Source organism: Providencia alcalifaciens DSM 30120, assembly GCF_000173415.1.
Taxonomy (GTDB): domain Bacteria; phylum Pseudomonadota; class Gammaproteobacteria; order Enterobacterales; family Enterobacteriaceae; genus Providencia; species Providencia alcalifaciens.
This window is the reverse complement of sequence record NZ_ABXW01000017.1, coordinates 81,145-101,681: the sequence shown is the minus strand read 5'-3', so window position 1 is coordinate 101,681 and position 20,537 is coordinate 81,145. Positions and strand designations below refer to the sequence as shown.

The following is a 20,537-nucleotide window of genomic DNA, read 5'->3' as shown; positions in this document are numbered from 1 at the left end:
TCTATAGAAAAATATGGAGACAACTATGAATACAAACCTTTCTGTAGAGTGCTTGCCAATATCTAAATACTGCGAGTTATTTGGTGAGAGCGCAGATGCAATCAACAAACGAGTTCAAAGGCGATTCTGGCAAGAGGGAGTTCATGTATTAAAGGTCGATGGTTCAAAAGAGCGTTGGATTGATATAAAGGAAGTCAACAAGTGGGTCAGAAAAAACAAGCAGGATACCTATTACCAAGAGGCGTAACCATCCGTCAAAATAAAACCAAAAATACGTTAGTTATTACATTCACTTATAAAGGGGTTCTGTGTAGGGAACCCTTATCCAGACTAACCGTAGATAATAAAAATATTAAATACGCAGAAAGGCTACTCGCTGAAATTCAAAATAATATCGAAAAAGGTACATTTAATTACTACAAGTATTTTCCTAACTCTAAAAAATCAAATTTCTTCGGAGATAATAACCGTGAAAAAAGAGTTATTGATTATTTAGAAGAATATCTTGTGATTTGTGAAACTAGAAATCTGTCACCATCGACTATCAAAGGCTATGAAAAGTGTAAAAATGCCTTATCAGATTTACACCAATTTCATGTTTCATCACTTACTCCTGCTATTCTTAAAAATTGGATACAGAAGCAAACGACAGTATTAAAAACTATCCGTAATCAACTCTCTTTCTTGCGCAGCTCGCTAGATGAAGCCATTACTGATGGGGTTATATCAATTAACCCTGTCAGCCTTGTATCGGCATCAAGATATCAATCAAAAAATAGTGGAGCTGAAAGCAGTTATATAGTCGACCCATTATCCCCTAAAGAAGTCTCCGCCCTACTCGCTGCAACAAAGTACGAACAATGGAAAAACTTATTTCAATTTGCCATTAATACTGGGTTAAGAAGCTCTGAATTATGTGCCTTGAGATGGAGTGATATAGATTTCATAGAAAACACTGCACACGTGCAATCCGCCAGCGTGGTAGGTGTCATTAAGAAAACCAAAACTAAAGCTGGTACCAGAAAAGTTGAATTAAATAGTGAGGCCATGAATGCTCTAAATGAACAAAAGCAATTCACGTTTATGAAAGACTGTGTAATTTTTGAAGATCCGAAAACAAATAAAGCTTGGGCTGGCGCTGATGCGATCAGAAAGAAAGCATGGGTACCAACATTGAAAAAAGCGGGTATTCGATATCGCAATCCTTATCAAACGAGACATACCTTTGCCACAAGACATATAAGCCAAGGAGCTAATCTGTTTTGGCTAGCTGGACAAATGGGGCATAAGGGGCCAGAGATGTTGTTTAGGCACTATGGAGGATATCTTAAGGAGTATGATGGGAGTAGTGTAAAAAATATCAACTCAATACATTTAGTTTAAAATATTAAAAAAACTTTATTTTATGATTAGTCTTTTCTTAAACGAGCTTAATAATATATTCATAAATAACATGATGAAAAAATCATAGGTAATTAATTTATCATTAAAAAATTAATTACCTCCCCCCTTAAATAATTCTAATTAAATATTATACTGCCTTTATTTAGCTTTGATTTAGTAATAAACATGTTATACATTATTATCACATTGACTAAAAATTAGCAGATATTAATTTTATGAAAAATTTGTCACGATATATCAAAAATATTAAATACCAGCATAGTACAAAAATTGCCAATTGGTTAGTCGAACTTTCAACGTACAAAGCTAAACGAATATTAAAGGAAAGCGAACCTATCGGAGTATTGGTCGATAATACTGTACTATCCCACGCAACAACACATAAAACGACATGGATTCATACAGGTCTTAAGACCATAATGTTAAAACTGGATATTTGGCTCGAACTCCAGTCTATTCATCAAAGGCTAAAACTCGTGAATATGATGACATTAGCTATCTCCCCAGCTTGTTTTCTCTCCAACGAGCAGGACTTCTAAATTTTTATTCATCTTCCGAATTATATAATGAACGATTTTATCAACCAGTCGGGCGATTTCAAGGGTGCGGATACTTAGATTCTAATTTTTTTGAAAACAGACCTCTCAAAATTATTGATCAAAATACTTTCCCTTGCCTTGGTCCTTCATGGATGGAACTTCCAAGTTCGCAAGAACAACTTATCCAACGACTAAAAAAGATGGAGATAGAAGATCCTCTATATGCTTCACTAGTTAAGGTCCTTGGAAGAAAAAATAGTCAAGATGCGTGGCATATACGAACTGCAGAAAAGTACGGACTTTACTGTTTTCTGACGATGGATTTCAAGTTAATTAAAACTCTAGAGGCACAACGGAAGTCTCCACGGATAATTTCCTTGAAAACATCGATCATGACTCCTGCAATGCTAGGAAAAAAATTACGCCTTTATCCAATGCCACCTAAAATTTTCAGTTATACCAATGTAACGCCAGCACATAGTAATGTTGCTGACATTGAGAAAAAATAGTTATAGTTCAGGAAAAATATAACAACTAACTTCTATTAAGAGCCCAGGAAAAATAGCCAATTGAATTTTTCTGGGAATACATAAAATATACGAGAAAATTCATGTCCATAACATTCAAAAATTTAGAACTCATATCTGTTTTGGGTGAATCCGCAGGATTTAAAACAGGCTTAACATTGAGTAAAGATGAAATTATTGATTTATTCTCAATCGATTCAAGCTTTAGAAGAAGTTTATCAGTTCCTGATGAAAAATATATAAGAATATACCCTGAAGAGATCGATGAGATGTTTGCACATATTTTATTCAAACTAGGAAGTGTGGAAACAGATGGATGTATTCCAAGCACAATTCGCCTTCACCATAAATATAAAAACGATTCAAATCTTTCAGTAATTTTTACAGAGATTATGAGATTATGGAATTTACATTTACAGCTAGCTATGGATAAAGCAATGAAAGAAGGTAGAGAAGAATTAGATCCAACCTCTTTCATAATTGAGTGTAAAAGAAAATTTGGACAAGTTGGCTTAAATATTAGTATGGAGTTTATTAATGGTAATATAGATGATATGCACCGGCGCATTAGCAAAATAAGAAGAGTTAACTGGAAAGATACTATAGCACTTAAAGAATTATTCGAGTCTGAATCCTTGGAAAGTGAATATGGTAACTTCATTGATCAAAGATTTATTGATTACCTCCAGAGGAACTCAGATAAATTAAACGAAATGCATTGGAGAAAATTTGAAGGACTTACTGCAGAGTATTTTACTCGTGAAGGATTTAATGTTGAACTTGGACCTGGACGTAACGATGGCGGTATAGATGTACGTGTTTGGAAAGATCACAAAAAAGCTGGAGAACCTCCACTTATTTTAATTCAATGTAAAAGATATAAAAATAAAATTGATCGTACCGTTGTAAAAGCTTTATGGGCAGATGTTGAATGGGAAAAAGCTGAGTCTGGACTTATAGTAACAACCTCAGGGATTTCCCCAGGTGGTCTTTCAGACTGCCAAGCACGTGGATATATGATTAAAGAGGCCAATAAAACAACTATATCCGAATGGCTGAATAAAATGAAGACACCTGGCAGTGGTATATTTATGGGAATATGATTAAGTTACTATTAATTAGCTTATCGCTGTGAGCTAATCATTTAGGACATCTAATCTAAAAAATACCTTGCCTCAAGAGATAATATTACACCTACACATTGACCTTCATGTGCACATCTAGTGCACATTATTGTCCCCTTCTAGAAATACCCTTTCAAAATCAATAAATTGAAAAACTTCGGATGCGGATTCAACTCCCGCCAGCCCACCAAATTTTAACTGTCAGTGATGTGACAACAACTTTAAAAACAGTAAGTTAGTAAAGTTGGACGGACAGCAACATGACTCAGAATGGACTTTGAAATGCACATTTAATGCACGTGCACTAGAAGAATAAAAAAGCTCACTCCGGTGGGCTTTTTTGTTATCTACCAAGCACTAAATTTGTAACACAGCCATCTTAATTATATTTAATCAATTGAGTATATAGGGTGTATTATGACAAACAAGATGTTCGGTAATTTCATAAAACAGATTCGTATCCAATAAAAATATCTCAACTTCAGAGGTAGCTAATAACTTAACTGGAGCTGAGTATATTCGATATGAAAATGGGGATATGTCTACCTACATCGATGATCTGCTTGTTATAGGGAGAATTTTAGATACTAATGTGAATTATCTGCTGGGTATATATGAGAAAAGCAGTTCCTTGTATGAAATGTAACCACAGAAAACCCAGCTTATCCTTATTATATTCAATAGGTTCTTTGCAAGCTTCATCCTTCACCTGTTCGAAAAAAACTCAATATTAACATTTAAGACTTTAAGTGCTGATACCAAAGTATCTCATAACTCCACGTTCCCCCCCAAAAAAATCAAAGTTATATAAAATCTCTAATTTTATTATGTACCACTAATAAATTAATATTATTTTTAATTAACCTTAATTTATAAATCCTCACTAACCTATACATTCAATGAGTTATATACTCTACGATTAAATAAGCTGTCATCTCTATGATTTCAATTCTGTTGAAATCATAGCCAACCTATTTTCATATATTATCAATAAAAGCCTACAAATTAATTTGAAATATTCGAATTGTAAACCTTATTAAACTTTGGATAGAATGTTTCCCTAGAATTTCAATTGTTAATCAATTGTATTAATTGATTGATGACCAAGTTAATTATTTTGGTATTTTTACCATCATACAATCAATTTTATATTCGAGGTCAATTAATGTAGCTTTATCAGATTCATCTGTACATTTCTACTCGCCTCTGGATAGCACATTATCCACCGAGGAATTTAAAACTTTAAATATAAACAAACTGGAATCTAATAACTCATCTTTCTATATGAATGTTGAAGGAATGCATGGCGATTTCCTTAATGTTACTGATTTTTCAGGAAAGAATAACATTGTAAATGTTGCTGGGAGCGGCAAAGAAAGTAGCGATGGATACCACTTGATCCATGCAGGGAATAGTACAAAGGATGCATTTAAACTCAACGGAGATAAGGTTGAACTTGGTTCATTTGTTTATACTCTGGAACAAAAAATGATAATTGGTATTTAAAGCAACATTCAGACCAATTATCTCAATCGGCTAAAAGTGCGTTATCGATCGCATCCTATGCCTCTACTATTTTCACTAATGAATATCATACTATCACTGATAGATTAAATAATAGTATGACCGATATAAATGGAAACCAGGTATGGGGAAGATATATTCATAACGAGTATAGAGTTGATAATGGAGTTAACAATCCCTACAAGTTAAAGCAAAATGGTTTTGAGTATGGTATAGGAAAAACTTTTGATATAAATACTGATAGTCTTAATACTGGTATTTCTTTTGGTATGACAAAAAATGAAATAAAAGAAAAATCAGGAAGTAAATCAGATGTTGATAGCTACTCATTAGGTCTGTATGCATCATATATAAAGGATAACGGTTTTTATTTAGATGCATTAGTCAAAGGAAATTACTTTGATAGTGAAAGTAGCGTCAGATTTAATATGAATAACATCGCGAATACAAGCTTTAAGCAAAAAGGTATTGGCTCTGCGTTTGAAATAGGAAAACAAACTAATTTTAATCATTCATTCATTACTCCTTACGCTAGAATTGAATATTTCTCTGCTAAAAATAATGAGTTAAAAATGACCAATGGAATGAAAGTAAAATTAGGAAATGATAAATCATTAAAAGCGGAAGCAGGTGTTAAAGCAGGTTACACATTCGATATTGGTGAAAAATCCACATTAACACCTTATATAAAAGCCTCATTTGAAAACGAATTCATTAATGATAATACTGTATTAATCAATGATACCGTAAAACTTAAAAATGATTATTCAGGAAGTATGGGCAACTACCGTGTTGGTCTAGATGCTCGTATTAACAAGAATACATCACTTTATACTGAAGTTAGTTATTCAAAAGGCTCAATGATTGAATCGCCTCTTAATATTAACGCCGGTGTTCGAGTGTTTTTTTAGTCCTTAATCATTATTTTCTCAGAAAGCCCAGTAATTAGGCTGGACTTTTCCTCTTTATTACTCCAACTTTTATTGATACCCTCTAGTTCTCTTATAGCGACTTCCCGCTAAATGCTGACTATGGGATTATATGCTGCCCGCAAAAATTGCCCAGCTAAGTTGAAGCAAGTAGGTCCACCGATTTCATCTAACTTTTCCATCTCTTCAGGTTATGTATCATCTCTCGTTACTGTCCCCCTCCCCCATTGAAGCTGCAGGAATACCGGGTAACGAATACACCAACGTAGCACGCCAGTCCACCTCCCGCCACCACGTCCAATACGTGAGATATTGCCAATAATCGCGGCGATTGCCATTATCGGCATCGCTGATTTAGGACCCAATATATTTACCAATATAGGGAGAAGGATTAAAGAAGATCTTGTACCAACGATTCCACTTAATGCACCCGTGAATATGGCAACGATTGTTATGCAGATATAAATTTCCATGATGTCTCTGATATCCGTCTCACCGCTCACGTATTTGTGGCCTCAAATACATGAGTAGTCGAATGGGAAAAATGGATGAAAGAAGCAGGCATAGAAGGTTTATATCCGCTGAGGTTTCAACGTTTTGAACATAACTATTTAAGTATGCAAGCTGTCATTGATGGTTTAGGTATTGGAATTGCAGAGCTTCCAACACTTTCGCATGATTTAAATAAAAAAAGACTTCAAGCACCTTTCCAAGTTCAGGTCACTGGCAGTCAATATGCAGCGCTGGCTGCACCTGATGTTGACAAGTCATTATCATTAACTTTGTCTTTGGAATGGCTTGAACAAGAAGCATTAAAGTAAAATGACTCCTGTTTAATGATTTTCTGTATTTTTAAAATAATGAAAAAGCCATCAATTGGAGTGTGTTAATACAATGCCCCAGCTTAGCGAGCTTTTGATGATAAATAGTCACCCATTTAAATTCAGAAATTCGCGGCAAAATTGGACGATGTTGTTCTCTTGTATCCCTACCCTGCCGCCGTTAATACAACAAAAACTTATTTTTTGATATTAAAAAGCATTATGAAAGCGGTGCACCAAGTTGTATCCTAACGTAAATAAAACAGCAGAAAGAGTATAAATCACATGAAATATCAAGATGTAACAAAATCCCCTAGTGAAAACTCTTATTTTCTCGTTTTTAATATAACGGATAAAGATAAGTATCGTGATGAGCTAGTGGAATTTTGTAATAATTTCTCAGGTCTTATTCGTAGTATGAGAACTCGCTTCCCCGCATTAGAAACGAGCTGTGTTATGGGGTTCGGCGCTCAAGCGTGGCAAACGCTTTTTCCTCAACTCTCTACTCCCAAAGAACTCAGCCCATTTAAAGAGATCAAAGGCAAAAACTTCACTGCCGTTTCTACCCCTGGTGATATCTTCTTCCATATTAGAGCGTTAAATGTCTCAGCCTGCTACGAATTAGCCTCTATTATCAGCCAAAATCTCGGTGATTTTGTAGAACATGTTGATGAAGTTCATGGGTTCCGCTATATGGATGGTCGTTCTATCATTGGATTTGTCGATGGTACTGAAAACCCTGAAATGGAAGATGAGCGTGTTGATTATGCGGTGATTGGTGAAGAGGATCCTAATTTTATCGGTGGAAGCTACGCCTTTGTCCAGAAATACATTCACGATATGACGGCGTGGCAAAATCTCACCACAGAAGAGCAAGAAAAGGTGATTGGTCGTCATAAGTTTAATGACGTCGAGCTATCCGATCAGCAGAAATTACCAAGCTCTCATAACGTTGTGACCAATATACAAGATGAGCATGGCGAAGATCTCAAAATCGTTCGTGCGAATATGCCATTTTCTAATCCTTCTAAAAATGAATATGGTACTTATTTCATCGGCTATGCACGATATTTTTCAACAACCCATCGCATGTTGAAAAATATGTTTAGTGGGGCAGATAATGGTGCAACGGATGAATTATTAAAATACAGCACCCCCATCACGGGAACGCTATTTTTCATTCCACCTCCTTCCATGTTAGATGATATTGAATAATTGATTTTACAGGATGCTAGGAACCAAGAAATTTATCTATTGGTTCCTTTTTGATTTATTACTCGGCATTTTTTCTCTGTGTTTTATTCATCATTATCGCAGTATTCTTAATGGCTATCTTTGACACTCTGATGTGCATGATGGCTGATATGCCCCCAGAATAAACTCTGGGGGTGCAAACGTTAAATAACTAGGCGAATAGATTATCAGTGGTGTTGCATTTCGTGAGCAATATCGTTTCCATTCATCGAATAGGGATAATAAGTCGGCCAATTATCTAACTGAGTCAATAACGCTTCCTGCGACTCATTCCCCATATAAAGATGGAAATGCCCCGCTTTTTCCGGTGCAATAATATGATCACTGAACTGGATAAATTTAGGAGCTTGGCTACTTTTATCTTTACACTCAAATAAGTAGCGAACCCCCTTCTTCCCCGAGGTGTAATTTAAAATCCGATAACCCGCATAATCATATTTACATTGAGTGACCTTATCGCCGCGATGAAACTCAATGATATTATTTTCAATACCAATCATATCCACATCGGTTTTATACCCTTTAGCATAATAAGCTCGGTACTCTTCGGCTGTTTTGTCCTTATTCTTTACTGCTTTTGCTTGCATAACAGGATCCAAAGTCCCATCAGCGAGATAAGGTTCAACAGATTGCCAAACACCATCCCAATCACTCAATTGACGATCTTGAACATCCTTGTCCGAAAAAATACCTTTTGCAGCTTGGCGTTGCGCTTCAGTCTGCGGTTTATCATTATGATGCCCATGTGCCATCACCACGCCACTGAATAAACTGGTTAACAAAACCAATGGAAGCATGTTTTTTGTCATCATACTGCCTCCAATGCCGCTTGAACACGCTGATTTGACTTACAAATTGAGTCGATAAAAATATCGCGACGAGTCATTTTACCATCCTGATAATCTGTTTTTTTCCATGCCAATGAGCATAATACGTGCATCATTTTTCCTCTCTTGTCTGAACAAAATTTCCGAAACGCTTATTAAAGCGAGCAACATTACCTTCCTGAGAATGATTTTTCTGCTTACCGGTATAGAACGGATGAGAGTGAGAGGAGACATCAAGAGTCACATAGGGATAATTTTGCCCTTCAAATTCAACGGTTCTCTCTGTTTTTATCGTTGACCCAACTTTGAAATACACATCAGCAGCAGTATCGTGAAAAATCACTGTCCGGTAATCCGGATGAATATTCGGCTTCATAGCCACCTCCACTTGTTATGTTATAATATAACATTAATATTTTTTTTCATCGTTGACTACTCTTTTTTAGCCTTAATATTTCTATGGTTTACCCGGCTTATTGGCTGATGATTAAAAATACCAAGCAGTACGATCGGAAAATCGAACGCATGCGATGAAGCAAATCCAAGTCAAAGTTGATGGCGAAAATTGCAGTCAATGAAAGCGTTTTATGATCAATAGCAATTCATTTGCATAAGAAGAGGATTAAGGTAAAAGCAATTCTAAACTTTCGATTTTGATCACGTTCGACACGTATCTATCACTCTGCCCGTAAAAATTCATAATTTAAAACATGATGTTAATCGTATATTTCCCATCAAGGATTCCAACTTGGCAGTATTTAATCCGATATAACCACTATTAAGTTACTATCTAGATAAAACAACCGTATTTTTGAATAAGTAAGGATAAACATCCATATTTAATCACGACGTTTACCTGAAAAATGATGTTACTCTCAGTGATTGTTTCATTAAATTTAATATATGAATGTAAAATTAGCTGAATGAGGTCTAAACCTTATAAATTTAAGAAATAAAATTAATCATTGTTTTTATTTCTTACTCGTCAATGCATTTGAGGTTTTATCTTTATTTAATTAGAATTTTTGCCTGTTGATGTTAAGCATTACTCAACTTCAAACTTATATGTCATGAAGGAAATAAAAATGACAGGAAAATATCCTATTGCCAAAATAGTGGGGAGCAGAATAAAAAAACTGAGAAAAGAGTATGGATTAACAGGAACAGAAATTGCAGCATATTTAAATGTGAGTCAACAACAGTTCTCTCGTTATGAACGTGGTATCAATAGAATTGATATAGACTCATTAGTCATGATTGCTGATTTTTTCAAAATAAGTATACATTACTTTTTTGAAGATATTTCCACAGTACAAATAAATAACTGGACGGTGAATACAGAGACGTATTTATAATTAATAAGCAATTGCATTAGACGTAGCAAGCCACAGCTTTTAAGGATCTCCTTATATTTATCCATCCTCTTTAATAATAATCTATGCTCATGTTTTCGGGCACTATAAATCATTAAAATTAATGAACACTTAAATTTCCATCAAATCACTGTGGTACCAATTTATATTGGTATCACGTAATTAACCAGCTAAGGCAAAGTCTTAGTTTATTAGAATCAGTACTATGTATATTAAGGATTTAAAAATGAAAAAGACATTATTAACCTCTTCAATTATCGCATTAACTTTAGGTGCGGCATCCACTGCATTTGCAGCAGATGTAGGAAGCGGTACTATTGAATTTAATGGCACAGTGAATACTGGTGCCTGTACAATTGCGCCATCTTCAGTAAATAAAGAAGTTCAATTAGGTTCAGTACCCGCAGTATCATTAAAAACTGCTGGCGCACAAGGTCCTAATGTAGACTTCACCTTAGAATTATCTGACTGTGTATTAGACCCAACAACAAGCGGAACAGATTTTTCTAAAGTAAAAGTCAGCTTCACGGGTCAAATGGATCCTGCTGGTAGCTTATGGGCAAGCACGGGTACTGCACAGAATGTTGGCGTATTATTCCAAAATGATGCAGGTCAAAGCATCAAGTCTGGCGATACTATTACCCAAAACATGGCTGCGGGAGCAAATACCATTAATTTATCTGCACGTATGCAAGCGTTAGGTCAAGCAACTTCGGGGTCAGTTAAATCAACCGTAGCTTACGTTTTAGATTACCAGTAATTTTTAAAATTAATATTATAAATCTTTATATTAAATTTTAATTAGTAATTAATTTACTGGGTATGCTATGCCTTATATTTATAGTATATCCAGTTTTATCTATTTTAAAAAAATCAATAAAAATAATATTTTTATAGCATACTCCGGTCAATAAAAAATGAACAAATTTAAACAAAACATAGTGACTAGTTTAATTTCTAGCTTATTTTTATATTCAAACTATGTTAATGCAGACTCTGTTCAATTTAATCAAGACGCTTTATCCATTTCTGGTAATACAGATATTGATTTAAGTTCATTTGAAAAAGGAGCCTCACAGGAAGGCGCTTATTTTTCTAACGTATCTATCAATGACCGAAGAATAAACTTTTTTGATAAAATCGATTTTATCAATAGAAATGGAATCGTACAGCCTTGTATATCACAAAAACTAGTCGAAGTTATCGGCTTAAAACAAGAGTTTATTAATAAGATACCTACGTGGGCAGAGGGTCAATGCTATGACTTGTCTGTTCAAGATGACAATATTACATCGCACTTTGATGATGAAAAGCAAGAGCTTGCATTATCAATACCACAAGCCTACTTTTTATATTCAGATGAAAACTGGGTTCCCCCTATGCAACGCGAAGTAGGAATTAATGCGCTTGTATTGGATTATAATATTGTTGAAAACTACATCAAATATAAAAATACTCAAAATACAAATAACTTAAGCTCATTTGGTACTATTGGCGCTAACGTTGGGCGTTGGAGAATCCGCAGTAATTATCAATTACAAAAAGATTTTAATGATAATAAGAATGATAATTTCAAATGGGTTCAAACGTATATTTTTACTGATTTACCGGACTTATCGGCTAAGTTTTTTGCCGGGAAATATTATACTGCCAGCCAAATTTTTGATTCTGTACGCTTCAACGGTGTCAGTATTTTTACTGATGATAATATGTTACCTACTGCTTTAAGAGGCTATGCCCCTAATGTAACAGGTACAGCAACGAGTAATGCAACCGTCGTCATTTCTCAGAATGGTCGTATATTAAGCCAAGTCAAAGTTGCGCCTGGACCTTTTTCAATTGATAACTTGAGCTCTGCTTTATCTGGAACGTTAGATGTAAAAATAACCGAAGAAGATGGGTCGGTGAGAGAATACCAAATATCATCAACAAATATCCCATTTTTAACCCGACCTGGCATGTTGCAATATAAATTAAATGCCGGTCAATTAGCCCCAATGGATGATAAAAATGTCAATAATAACTTTATCTCAACCGAATTTTCTTGGGGATTATTGAACAACTTATCCGCCTTTGGTGGACTATTTGCAACGTCAGATAACGAATACTATGCATATAATGCTGGTATAGGCTTAAATATGGAGTCTTTGGGAGCCATATCATTTGATGTTACGCAATCTAAAAATCATTTACATACGACGAATTCAGGCACTGGAGAAAGCTATAGAATCAACTATGCAAAGCGATTCTCAAATTCAAGTCGACTTGATTTAACGGGATATCAATTCTCAAATGAAGGGTTTATGTCCGTCAATAATTTCATTTATACAAAAGGTAATCCAACGAATCTTCATTTTCGTCAAAAAAATGTTTTTACGACCTCATTTACACAACAAATTCCTGATTTAAATTCAGATGTGAGTTTAAGCTATTCGAGAGAAAGTTATTGGAATGAATCCAAAAGTAATGACACGTTAAACTTGTCATTCAATAAAACGATTAAAAATGACTTTTTTGATAATGCACTTCTCTCATTATCTATTAGCGAAAGTAGCTATGTAGAAGGTAAACGCTCTAAACAAGCTTATCTTTCATTAAGTATTCCCTTTGGTGGCGAAAAAAATTCACGTTTACAATATTTTGGTTCTTACAATGACCGCGATAAAAAATACAGTAATAACGTTAGCTACCATACAAATATAGACAACAATAACGTCAGTTTAGGTGTGTCAACAAAAGACTTTTTTGATAATACAACATTAAATACGTCGATATATCGTGATACTCAATATGGTACAGCTCAAATGACGGGGTCATATGGTAATGATTATCACACCTTAAGTGGGTCATTAAATGGTTCATTAACTGTTACGAGCCAAGGTCCTGTGTTACATCGCAGAGTATATGATAATCAGGCAAGAATGGTTATTGATACTGATAACGCTAAAGATGTTTCTATCAATAAAGATGAGTCGATTACCAATAGATTTGGTTTAGCGGCAATTAGTAATGTGCCAACATACTACAAATCCACTCAATATATTGATCTGAATAGTATCCCTGACAATGTCAGTATTGATGATAGCGTGATTGAATCAACATTAACGGATGGCGCAGTTGGCTATGCAAAACTCAATACAGTTATTGGTGAAAAAGCGTTAATGACTATTCACTTTCCTGACGGGAAAACACCACCATTTGGAGCGTTAGTTTATGACTCAGCAAAAGATACTGTATTAGGGATGATTGCAGAAGACGGTCAAGTTTATTTGACTGGAATTCAATCGAATCAAAAATTAACTATTAAATGGAATGGCGGACAATCATGTCAATTAATGATTGAAAACCAAAACATCCAAAATATTCATAATGTAATTTGTAATAAAGAATAAATACCATGAGAAAATTTAAATTAATTATTAGTAGTCTATTATTAGCATGCACATGCGCGCATGCCTCAATCTCAGCCGATCGTACGCGGGTTATTTATGATGAAGCCAGTAAAGGTGTGAGTATTGTGGTTGAAAATACGGATAATAAAGATCCCTTTTTAGTGCAATCGTGGATTGAAAATGAAAATGGTCATAAGATTAATGAACCATTAATTGCATTACCACTATTACAGCGCATTGATCCTAAGCAAAAGAAACAAGTGAGAATCAGTGCATCGAAAAATAATCTCAACGCCGCGGAAGATAAAGAAACCTTATTCTATTTTAATATATTGGGAATTCCCCCGAAAAGTGAAATTGAAAATGCAGTTGAGATTGTTATTCAATCAAGATTTAAACTTTTTTATCGCCCAACAGGATTAAAAAAATATCCTGATAATAACTGGCAAAAAGAGTTAAAAGTTGAAAAAACAGGAAATTCATTAAAACTCACTAACCCAACGCCATATCATGTTGTTGTGATTAATATTAATGACAATTTAAGCAAAGTTGATAACTTCCAAGAAATTATCATTAAGCCAAATAGTAATTCGGTGTATTCATTACCCGATAACAAAACAAAATCACCGAAAATGGTCATAACGTACATTGATGATTATGGCACGCCAAAGCTATTAAATTACACCTGCCAAAGTACAACCTGTACATTGGTTAATGATAAATAGGAAGAAATGATGCCCCCCTATTTTAAGAAAGTTGTACCCATTATTTTATGTTGCTTTTCATTTTTGAGTTTTAATGCCTTTGGCGCAGTAACGAATTGTCAGGCCTTAAATGGTGAAGAATTCTTACAGGAAAATATTACCTTTGATATCAAAAGCAGCAGTACCACTATATCACCAGGAACCACATTAGCAACAGCATCATCTTCATTTATGTCTTTCACCTGTAATTTTACAGGTAGCGTAGCGGCGCCCAATCATGTTTATTTTAAAAATGTCCTCTCTGCGCAAACAAAAACGCTTTTAATTAACAGTGGAGTTACGGTGACTCAGCGAAGTGCAATTGGTGGAGGAATAACTGCCACCCTCACAGACTCAAATGTTCCAAGTATAGATTTAGGGCATTGGAGTCAACCGGCGGTAGGAACCACGGTAAATATAGGTATCATGTATAATTTTGTCGTCATAAAAGGGTCCAATGCCTTGAAACCCTTTGATACGGGCAATGTTCTATTGGGATATCATGAAGATTATCAAGGTAAATACCTTGGTGCTCCTGTTTATATACGTATCGTGGGTAATTTAACATTGCTTTGTCCGACACCCGCAGTCAGTGTAACCGCATCAAATGGCGGAAGTGTTAACTTTGGCACTATCTCACCAAAACAAATGAACGCAGGAGAAGCTGTGAGTCGCACATTTAATGTGGGTATGGCGGTATCTCAAGATTGTGAAACTGGGTTAAATGTTTCAGTGCGATTTGAACCTAACAATAATACGGTATTGGGGAACAAATACCTTGATATGGGAAACGGATTGCAAACTGTCATCAAAAGTAACGCAACAGAATTAGACTTTAATCAAAACTATGCGATTGGTGAAATTAAGCCTCAATCTCCTGTAAATGTACCTTACACTGCAACCTTAAGTCAGATTAGTGGACGTTCAATAACCTCTGGCCCCTTTTCGAAAACCATACGCGTTGTTGTTTCTTATTAGTCACCTTGACCACCTGTTATGATAAAAATGTCTATCACAGGTGGTCTGCATTCAAAAATATAACCTTAAATAGACAGTCACCATTTGACATTTTTTCGGCGTTGTTATACTAAATATCAAGCCCCCTCATAAGGAGTAACTTAGATGAAAAAGTTAACCTTAGTCCTCGTCGATGACCATCCAATTGTCCTATCGGGATTAAAAAAACATTATCCCAATCACTCCATTTTTCTATTGAAGGGGAATTTACGAATGATTCTGATCTGTTTGCTTTTTTAAAAAGCCACACGGTTGATGTGATTGTGACTGATTACATGATGCCCAATAACACACAATCTAGTGATGGACAAAATTATATCCAATTTCTACGTCGGAAGTACCCGAACATCGCATTAGTCGTATTAACAATGATATCTAACCCAATGATTATTCAGACTTTATATGATAACAATGTGAATGCTGTTGTCTCAAAAGAAGCGCCATTACCAGAATTAATCAAAGCAATCACTTTAGCCGGTCAAGGAAAGCAATATCGCCAACCTATTGTTGATTTAACGACAACAATGAAAAGCCGCAATGCCTCCACACTGGATGAAAGAGTGAAAACACTTTCGCCTCGTGAGTTAGAGGTATTGCGATTATTTGTCCAAGGTAAGCCGATTGTTGAAATCGCGAAACTGCTCAACAGAAGTGATAAGACGATTAGCCTACAAAAAAATGCTGCAATGCGTAAATTAAGAGTTGAAAATAACCAAGCACTGATTAGCTATTGCATTACGCACCATTTGTTTGATTAAGCTGATTTAGCCAATGGGTTAATTCATCACAAATCGCGGTATAGGACTCCGCTGTATTGGATTCTGTTAACTGTTCTTCTAGTACTTGAAGTTTACTGGCAAGGTCACGTTGTTTTACACTGACTAGTGCCCCTCGAATACGATGAGAAAGCTGCTTTACAACGTCGATATTATTATCATTGACGGCTTGGTAAAGGTCATGAATATCAGCCGTAAAATGTTGAATTATATTCGCCCTATCATTGCTATCGAGCGGATTAATCAACGCCATCGTGACGGCATCAGAAGTCATACCTGATGAATAGGTAGGGAAAAAACGATTAAATAATTTGACTAACGTTTCTAACTCAATAGGCTTCACTAGCCAAGTATCCATTCCTGCGGCTAAACAGCGCTCCTCTTCATCCTTTAAGCCATTGGCTGTCACGCCAATAATTGGACACGTTTCACCTTCACTACGCAACTGCTTGGTTAATTCATATCCATCGCGATAAGGCATATTAACGTCAGTTAATATAATATCGACAACTTGATTATCCCAAACCACTAAAGCTTCCTCACCATCACTTGCCATAAAGACTTCACAACCGAGTAATTCTAATTGTTCTTGAAGCGTAACTTGGTTAATCGGATTATCTTCTGCCACTAAAACGCGCAAAGAATATTCATTAGCATATGAAGGTGTTTGTAAGATTGGGCATGTTAATGGTAATGCTGAATTATCCTCATCTTTTAATAAGAAGAGCTGTTGATTAAATTCCGATAAACGGAAACTTGCATCATCACTTATCCATATCTTTCCATGCCAATCTTGAGGTAAAGAGAAATCCTGAATGAATATACTGACAGCAATGACCGATGATGTATCTGTTGGTAATTCCGCTTCGGTAAAATAAACTTTTGCTCCCCACCGAATTAACCAATTATAAATATTATTGGTTAATAATGGGTCGATTGTTCGTAGCCAGATATTCGCCCCTGTTAAACTCTTCCACTGAATATTGTTTTTATCGAATTCTAACGGTAAGGTAATTTGGAAAGAGCTACCTACCGTAAGATTACTGGTGACACTGATTTCTCCCCCCATAAGTTTTACCAACTCGGCACAGATAAATAAGCCTAAACCAGTACCACCATAGGTATGCTGCCCTGAGTGGGCTTGATAGAAAGGCTCAAACAGTTTTTCTTGCTGTTCTTGGCTGATCCCCACACCGGTATCATTGACAAATAATATTATATTGTTATTTGTGCCGTTCCTTAATTCAACCGTAACCTTTCCATTGTGGGTAAACTTAATAGCATTACTTAATAAGTTGCCAAATATTTGTTGTAGCCTTGCCGCATCACCAATTCTGACGGCATAAATATTGGGATCAATAATAGCAAATAGCAGCAACTTTTTCTGCTGAGCTAGCCCTTGATATAACTGAACGGTGTGTTGTATTAAATCGAGTAGATCAAACGATATATGTTGGATATGAATTTGGTTCGCTTCAATTTTACTGATATCAAGAATATCCCCAATAAGATGCATTAATAACTGAGATGTTGTCGACATCCTATCAATAAAGTGTTTTTGTTTTGGTGATAAAGCCGTGTTTTCTAATAATTCTAATGTCCCGATAATGCCATAAAGTGGCGTGCGTATCTCATGGCTCATCGTGGCTAAGAAATTAGACTTTGCTTGATTCGCTTCTTCCGCAAGGCGTTTAGCATGATTAAGCTGTTTTTCAGTTTCAGCTTGTATTGTGATATCAGTAAATGCGCATAAAATAACAGGACGTTGCTGATAATGAGTTGCAGTGCTAACAATATATAATACGTGTTCCCCTGATTTTAAAACAGTTGTCACTTTTTCCTGTTCAGAAATAACACGGCTCAGTAGTTCATTATATTCCATTGAATCGTGAGGAGAATCAGTATTGGGTATATTTAACCAATACTTAGCGAGCTCATTCGCAAAACGAAGATCTTGAGTTTCTGTATCAATAACACAGAGCCCTATCGGCGTTGTTGCAATCAATGTTTGATTAAACGCTTCGCTTTCGACGATAACTTGCTGAGAAAGTATTGCTGGCTGTAGAATTTTTCTATGGTACCACTTCTTATATCCCCAGCCACATAACAAACTAAAAAGTAGAGATATAACAAGACTAATCGGTAACCACATATTATCTTCGAAAAATGCAGCGTAACTAATTCTGTAATAACCTATCCAATCTGTATCTTTAAAGCTTAACTTCATGACTAAACCATTTTGAGTATAGAAAATACCTTCCGATGGCTCAGTAGGCACTGGAGAATCACCCAGTAATAAACCAAAGTCATCATGTAATAGCCAGAATTCATGCCTCAATGTTGGGTTCAATATTTTCTCTAGCACGCTGAGATGGTCTTTACTGACTAGAGAGACTGCATAAATATTTTTAGGGGAGAGATGGGCATTTTGCCATAAATTGGCATCAAAACCTGCGGGAACGATACCCAGCAAGTTATTTTTAAATTTATCTGCTTTTAACCAAATAACGGGCATTTCTTGTTCGTCGTATTGTATGTCAGCAAACTGTTTGTTTATTACTGGTAAATTATCTCTAATACTATCGGTTACTGCACGAAACAATTCAGGTGATATGGCTGTATTCCCCATTAGCGTGCCTACGGATGGGACACTAATACTGATATAGTCATGTTCATTAATAAAAAATACCGCCGCCGCGGGATAGTAAGAGCGCCCCCAAAATGTAGAGTAAAAATCAGCTAAATATGCGCCGAGTGAAAATAAGATACTCGGGACTCTAGAACACTCTAAATTGTTGCCACACGCTAACGTAAATGGCATTGCGACTATAGATTCTTTGCCTTCTAATAGCCTTAATGGCCAATCTCTCGGCAAAAACTGATCATTTATTGAATAGGTTCTACTTTCTAGCAGTTCTGATAAATCCTGATCTTGTTTATTTAATGCTTTTAAAAAAATTTCTTGTTCTATCAAATAGCCAATAAAAGATTTGAATTCAACTTCTAATCGTCTAGTTTCTTGGTGAACTATTTTATTAGCACTCCAAAATAATGTTGTGAGTAATACGAGTAAAAGAGGCAGAGTCACTGTTAATATACTATTAGTTCGCCCAGAACTGCGCGTTATACGAGAAAAAGCAGTGGGTAATTTATTTGGCATAGTACTATTCTCTGCTATGATAGGTCTAATCCAATATATTTATATTAATATAAGATAAGCCAACTAAACAGAAAAGTTTTAGCGTTAATACCTATACAATTGCTGATGTATAATAATCTTTTAAATCATCAAGTTCCCAGCCAAATCCATTTAAACCTGAAATATACATAGATAATTTAGGGTGACGCCCAATGATATAAAATAATCGGTGATAAAAATCAGGGAAGTTAACCTCAATAATTAATAAATATTTAAATAGTACATCAACAGTGAGAGCATTCTCACCACGCTCGTATCGAGATAATTGTTGTTGACTAATACCTAACTTTTTTGCAACACACTCCCCACTAACTCCCTTTTCTATGCGGTATTCCTGCATGCATTTTCCTATCAGTTGACTGATATAATATAATTTTTCTTTTTTCATGATAGATAACGACCTTAGTGTCATAAATTAAACCCACTTCCTAACCCTCAAATTATAGCTAGGTAGATAACCCTATAATATAAGGTATTCCTTATTCGAAAATGAATATTGCTAGCTTCACAATAGTGACGCAATCAAATAGATACATTAAATATTTTTATCTTTATGGTAGTAGCGTATTTCATACAATATTCATGTAGATTTAAGTTTACATCTAATTTTCAACTTTACATATTAGGTTATATTTTATTTAAATATTCATTAAGTACAATAACCTGCCATAAAAAATAATATTCTGTCTTTTTTAATTCTAAACACCACATTCTTATATATAAAAATTTATCATTTTTATTAAAAATAAAATAAGGCACTCAACCACACGCAAATAGCGAGTAACGATAAATACTATTTTTACGTTTATAGTTTATATTGTCCCCTAAAACATACCTATATGATTTTTAAGGTATTAAATACAACTTGGTAGGATAAGGTCAATTGATATAATTTCCGAGCCTTAATTTTATAATTTTTTTTGTATTAAAAATCAGTTATATACCCAATTTTTATTGAAAGAAATTTTTTACGAACATTATCGATTTGGTGAAATATTTTCACATTAAATGCTATTTTATTCTGTCTAGCATACTATTTAGCCATAAAAAACAAAATGAAAAACAAACCATTTATAATCATGCGGTTA

The 20,537-nt window shown here is 35.0% G+C and carries 18 protein-coding genes and 1 pseudogene; 13 read left to right on the top strand and 6 right to left on the bottom strand.

The genetic code is table 11. The features are described 5' to 3' along the window. Positions 1-25 precede the first annotated feature (25 nt). The 5 genes and pseudogenes from PROVALCAL_RS05380 (at position 26) to PROVALCAL_RS05350 (ending at position 6,029) form a co-directional block, all read left to right on the top strand. Positions 26-247, top strand: a complete 222-nt coding sequence (locus PROVALCAL_RS05380; protein ID WP_039861648.1) for a hypothetical protein — start codon at positions 26-28, stop codon at positions 245-247. Then, a complete protein-coding gene (locus PROVALCAL_RS05375) occupies positions 202-1,383 on the top strand; it encodes a site-specific integrase (protein ID WP_006658116.1) in 1,182 nt (393 codons plus the stop codon). Before PROVALCAL_RS05380 ends, PROVALCAL_RS05375 begins: the two co-directional genes overlap by 46 nt. A gap of 457 nt (positions 1,384-1,840) precedes the next feature. Next, positions 1,841-2,452, top strand: a complete 612-nt coding sequence (locus PROVALCAL_RS19630) for a hypothetical protein (protein ID WP_131657914.1) — start codon at positions 1,841-1,843, stop codon at positions 2,450-2,452. A gap of 101 nt (positions 2,453-2,553) precedes the next feature. Beyond that, a complete protein-coding gene (locus PROVALCAL_RS05360) occupies positions 2,554-3,573 on the top strand; it encodes a restriction endonuclease (protein ID WP_006658113.1) in 1,020 nt (339 codons plus the stop codon). A gap of 1,113 nt (positions 3,574-4,686) precedes the next feature. Further along, positions 4,687-6,029: pseudogene (locus PROVALCAL_RS05350) on the top strand (autotransporter outer membrane beta-barrel domain-containing protein). Between the two features lie 209 nt (positions 6,030-6,238). On the opposite strand, the gene PROVALCAL_RS19850 reads toward PROVALCAL_RS05350, so the two are convergent. Then, the gene (locus tag PROVALCAL_RS19850; protein ID WP_207383130.1) at positions 6,239-6,412 is read right to left on the bottom strand and encodes a hypothetical protein; all 174 of its coding nucleotides are present in this window, start codon (positions 6,410-6,412) and stop codon (positions 6,239-6,241) included. A 183-nt stretch (positions 6,413-6,595) separates the two neighbouring features. Here PROVALCAL_RS19850 and PROVALCAL_RS05340 point away from each other — a divergent pair, with 183 nt between their 5' ends. After that, positions 6,596-6,868: a type 2 periplasmic-binding domain-containing protein gene (locus tag PROVALCAL_RS05340; protein WP_006658109.1), complete on the top strand. Its 273-nt coding sequence runs from the start codon at positions 6,596-6,598 to the stop codon at positions 6,866-6,868. A 285-nt stretch (positions 6,869-7,153) separates the two neighbouring features. Continuing rightward, a complete protein-coding gene (locus PROVALCAL_RS05335) occupies positions 7,154-8,083 on the top strand; it encodes a Dyp-type peroxidase (RefSeq protein ID WP_006658108.1) in 930 nt (309 codons plus the stop codon). A 206-nt stretch (positions 8,084-8,289) separates the two neighbouring features. Here the strand turns inward: PROVALCAL_RS05335 and zinT are convergent, their stop codons facing one another. Genes zinT through PROVALCAL_RS05325 form a run of 3 tightly spaced genes read right to left on the bottom strand, consistent with a single transcriptional unit; the run spans position 8,290 to position 9,325 of the window. After that, positions 8,290-8,931 carry a metal-binding protein ZinT gene (zinT, locus tag PROVALCAL_RS05330; protein WP_036978523.1) on the bottom strand — a complete coding sequence of 214 codons (642 nt, stop codon included), beginning with the start codon at positions 8,929-8,931 and terminating at the stop codon, positions 8,290-8,292. Beyond that, positions 8,931-9,065, bottom strand: coding sequence for a hypothetical protein (locus PROVALCAL_RS20150; protein WP_006658106.1), 135 nt, complete (start codon positions 9,063-9,065; stop codon positions 8,931-8,933). Before PROVALCAL_RS20150 ends, zinT begins: the two co-directional genes overlap by 1 nt. Continuing rightward, positions 9,062-9,325, bottom strand: coding sequence for a type B 50S ribosomal protein L31 (locus tag PROVALCAL_RS05325; RefSeq protein ID WP_006661227.1), 264 nt, complete (start codon positions 9,323-9,325; stop codon positions 9,062-9,064). The genes PROVALCAL_RS20150 and PROVALCAL_RS05325 overlap by 4 nt, the downstream gene beginning before the upstream one ends. A gap of 709 nt (positions 9,326-10,034) precedes the next feature. Between PROVALCAL_RS05325 and PROVALCAL_RS05320 the strand changes: the two genes are divergently transcribed. The 6 genes from PROVALCAL_RS05320 (at position 10,035) to PROVALCAL_RS05295 (ending at position 16,232) form a co-directional block, all read left to right on the top strand. Further along, complete coding sequence (locus PROVALCAL_RS05320; RefSeq protein ID WP_036978433.1) at positions 10,035-10,304, top strand: helix-turn-helix domain-containing protein; 270 nt, start codon at positions 10,035-10,037, stop codon at positions 10,302-10,304. A gap of 244 nt (positions 10,305-10,548) precedes the next feature. Then, positions 10,549-11,082, top strand: a complete 534-nt coding sequence (locus PROVALCAL_RS05315; RefSeq protein WP_036978435.1) for a fimbrial protein — start codon at positions 10,549-10,551, stop codon at positions 11,080-11,082. A 157-nt stretch (positions 11,083-11,239) separates the two neighbouring features. After that, positions 11,240-13,714, top strand: coding sequence for a fimbria/pilus outer membrane usher protein (locus PROVALCAL_RS05310; RefSeq protein WP_006658102.1), 2,475 nt, complete (start codon positions 11,240-11,242; stop codon positions 13,712-13,714). Between the two features lie 5 nt (positions 13,715-13,719). After that, positions 13,720-14,439: a fimbrial biogenesis chaperone gene (locus PROVALCAL_RS05305; RefSeq protein ID WP_006658101.1), complete on the top strand. Its 720-nt coding sequence runs from the start codon at positions 13,720-13,722 to the stop codon at positions 14,437-14,439. A gap of 6 nt (positions 14,440-14,445) precedes the next feature. Further along, positions 14,446-15,435, top strand: a complete 990-nt coding sequence (locus PROVALCAL_RS05300) for a fimbrial protein (protein ID WP_006658100.1) — start codon at positions 14,446-14,448, stop codon at positions 15,433-15,435. A 191-nt stretch (positions 15,436-15,626) separates the two neighbouring features. Next, entirely contained in the window at positions 15,627-16,232 is a 606-nt protein-coding gene (locus PROVALCAL_RS05295) for a LuxR C-terminal-related transcriptional regulator (RefSeq protein WP_311135482.1), read from the top strand. On the opposite strand, the gene PROVALCAL_RS05290 is transcribed toward PROVALCAL_RS05295, so the two are convergent. Both PROVALCAL_RS05290 and PROVALCAL_RS05285 read right to left on the bottom strand, forming a co-directional pair. Next, positions 16,210-19,410, bottom strand: coding sequence for an ATP-binding protein (locus PROVALCAL_RS05290; protein WP_039861645.1), 3,201 nt, complete (start codon positions 19,408-19,410; stop codon positions 16,210-16,212). The two genes, PROVALCAL_RS05295 and PROVALCAL_RS05290, sit on opposite strands and share 23 nt — an antisense overlap. Before the next feature lie 91 nt (positions 19,411-19,501). Further along, complete coding sequence (locus PROVALCAL_RS05285; protein WP_006658097.1) at positions 19,502-19,837, bottom strand: helix-turn-helix domain-containing protein; 336 nt, start codon at positions 19,835-19,837, stop codon at positions 19,502-19,504. Between the last annotated feature and the right edge of the window lie 700 nt (positions 19,838-20,537).

Excerpts from the sequence above, each read along its gene's own strand:
- PROVALCAL_RS05380 (WP_039861648.1), top strand. The coding sequence starts at position 26 with ATGAATACAAACCTTTCTGTAGAGTGCTTGCCAATATCTAAATACTGC.
- PROVALCAL_RS05360 (WP_006658113.1), top strand. The coding sequence starts at position 2,554 with ATGTCCATAACATTCAAAAATTTAGAACTCATATCTGTTTTGGGTGAA.
- PROVALCAL_RS05340 (WP_006658109.1), top strand. The coding sequence starts at position 6,596 with ATGAAAGAAGCAGGCATAGAAGGTTTATATCCGCTGAGGTTTCAACGT.
- PROVALCAL_RS05335 (WP_006658108.1), top strand. The coding sequence starts at position 7,154 with ATGAAATATCAAGATGTAACAAAATCCCCTAGTGAAAACTCTTATTTT.
- zinT (WP_036978523.1), bottom strand. The coding sequence starts at position 8,931 with ATGACAAAAAACATGCTTCCATTGGTTTTGTTAACCAGTTTATTCAGT.
- PROVALCAL_RS20150 (WP_006658106.1), bottom strand. The coding sequence starts at position 9,065 with ATGATGCACGTATTATGCTCATTGGCATGGAAAAAAACAGATTATCAG.
- PROVALCAL_RS05325 (WP_006661227.1), bottom strand. The coding sequence starts at position 9,325 with ATGAAGCCGAATATTCATCCGGATTACCGGACAGTGATTTTTCACGAT.
- PROVALCAL_RS05320 (WP_036978433.1), top strand. The coding sequence starts at position 10,035 with ATGACAGGAAAATATCCTATTGCCAAAATAGTGGGGAGCAGAATAAAA.
- PROVALCAL_RS05315 (WP_036978435.1), top strand. The coding sequence starts at position 10,549 with ATGAAAAAGACATTATTAACCTCTTCAATTATCGCATTAACTTTAGGT.
- PROVALCAL_RS05310 (WP_006658102.1), top strand. The coding sequence starts at position 11,240 with ATGAACAAATTTAAACAAAACATAGTGACTAGTTTAATTTCTAGCTTA.
- PROVALCAL_RS05305 (WP_006658101.1), top strand. The coding sequence starts at position 13,720 with ATGAGAAAATTTAAATTAATTATTAGTAGTCTATTATTAGCATGCACA.
- PROVALCAL_RS05300 (WP_006658100.1), top strand. The coding sequence starts at position 14,446 with ATGATGCCCCCCTATTTTAAGAAAGTTGTACCCATTATTTTATGTTGC.
- PROVALCAL_RS05290 (WP_039861645.1), bottom strand. The coding sequence starts at position 19,410 with ATGCCAAATAAATTACCCACTGCTTTTTCTCGTATAACGCGCAGTTCT.
- PROVALCAL_RS05285 (WP_006658097.1), bottom strand. The coding sequence starts at position 19,837 with ATGAAAAAAGAAAAATTATATTATATCAGTCAACTGATAGGAAAATGC.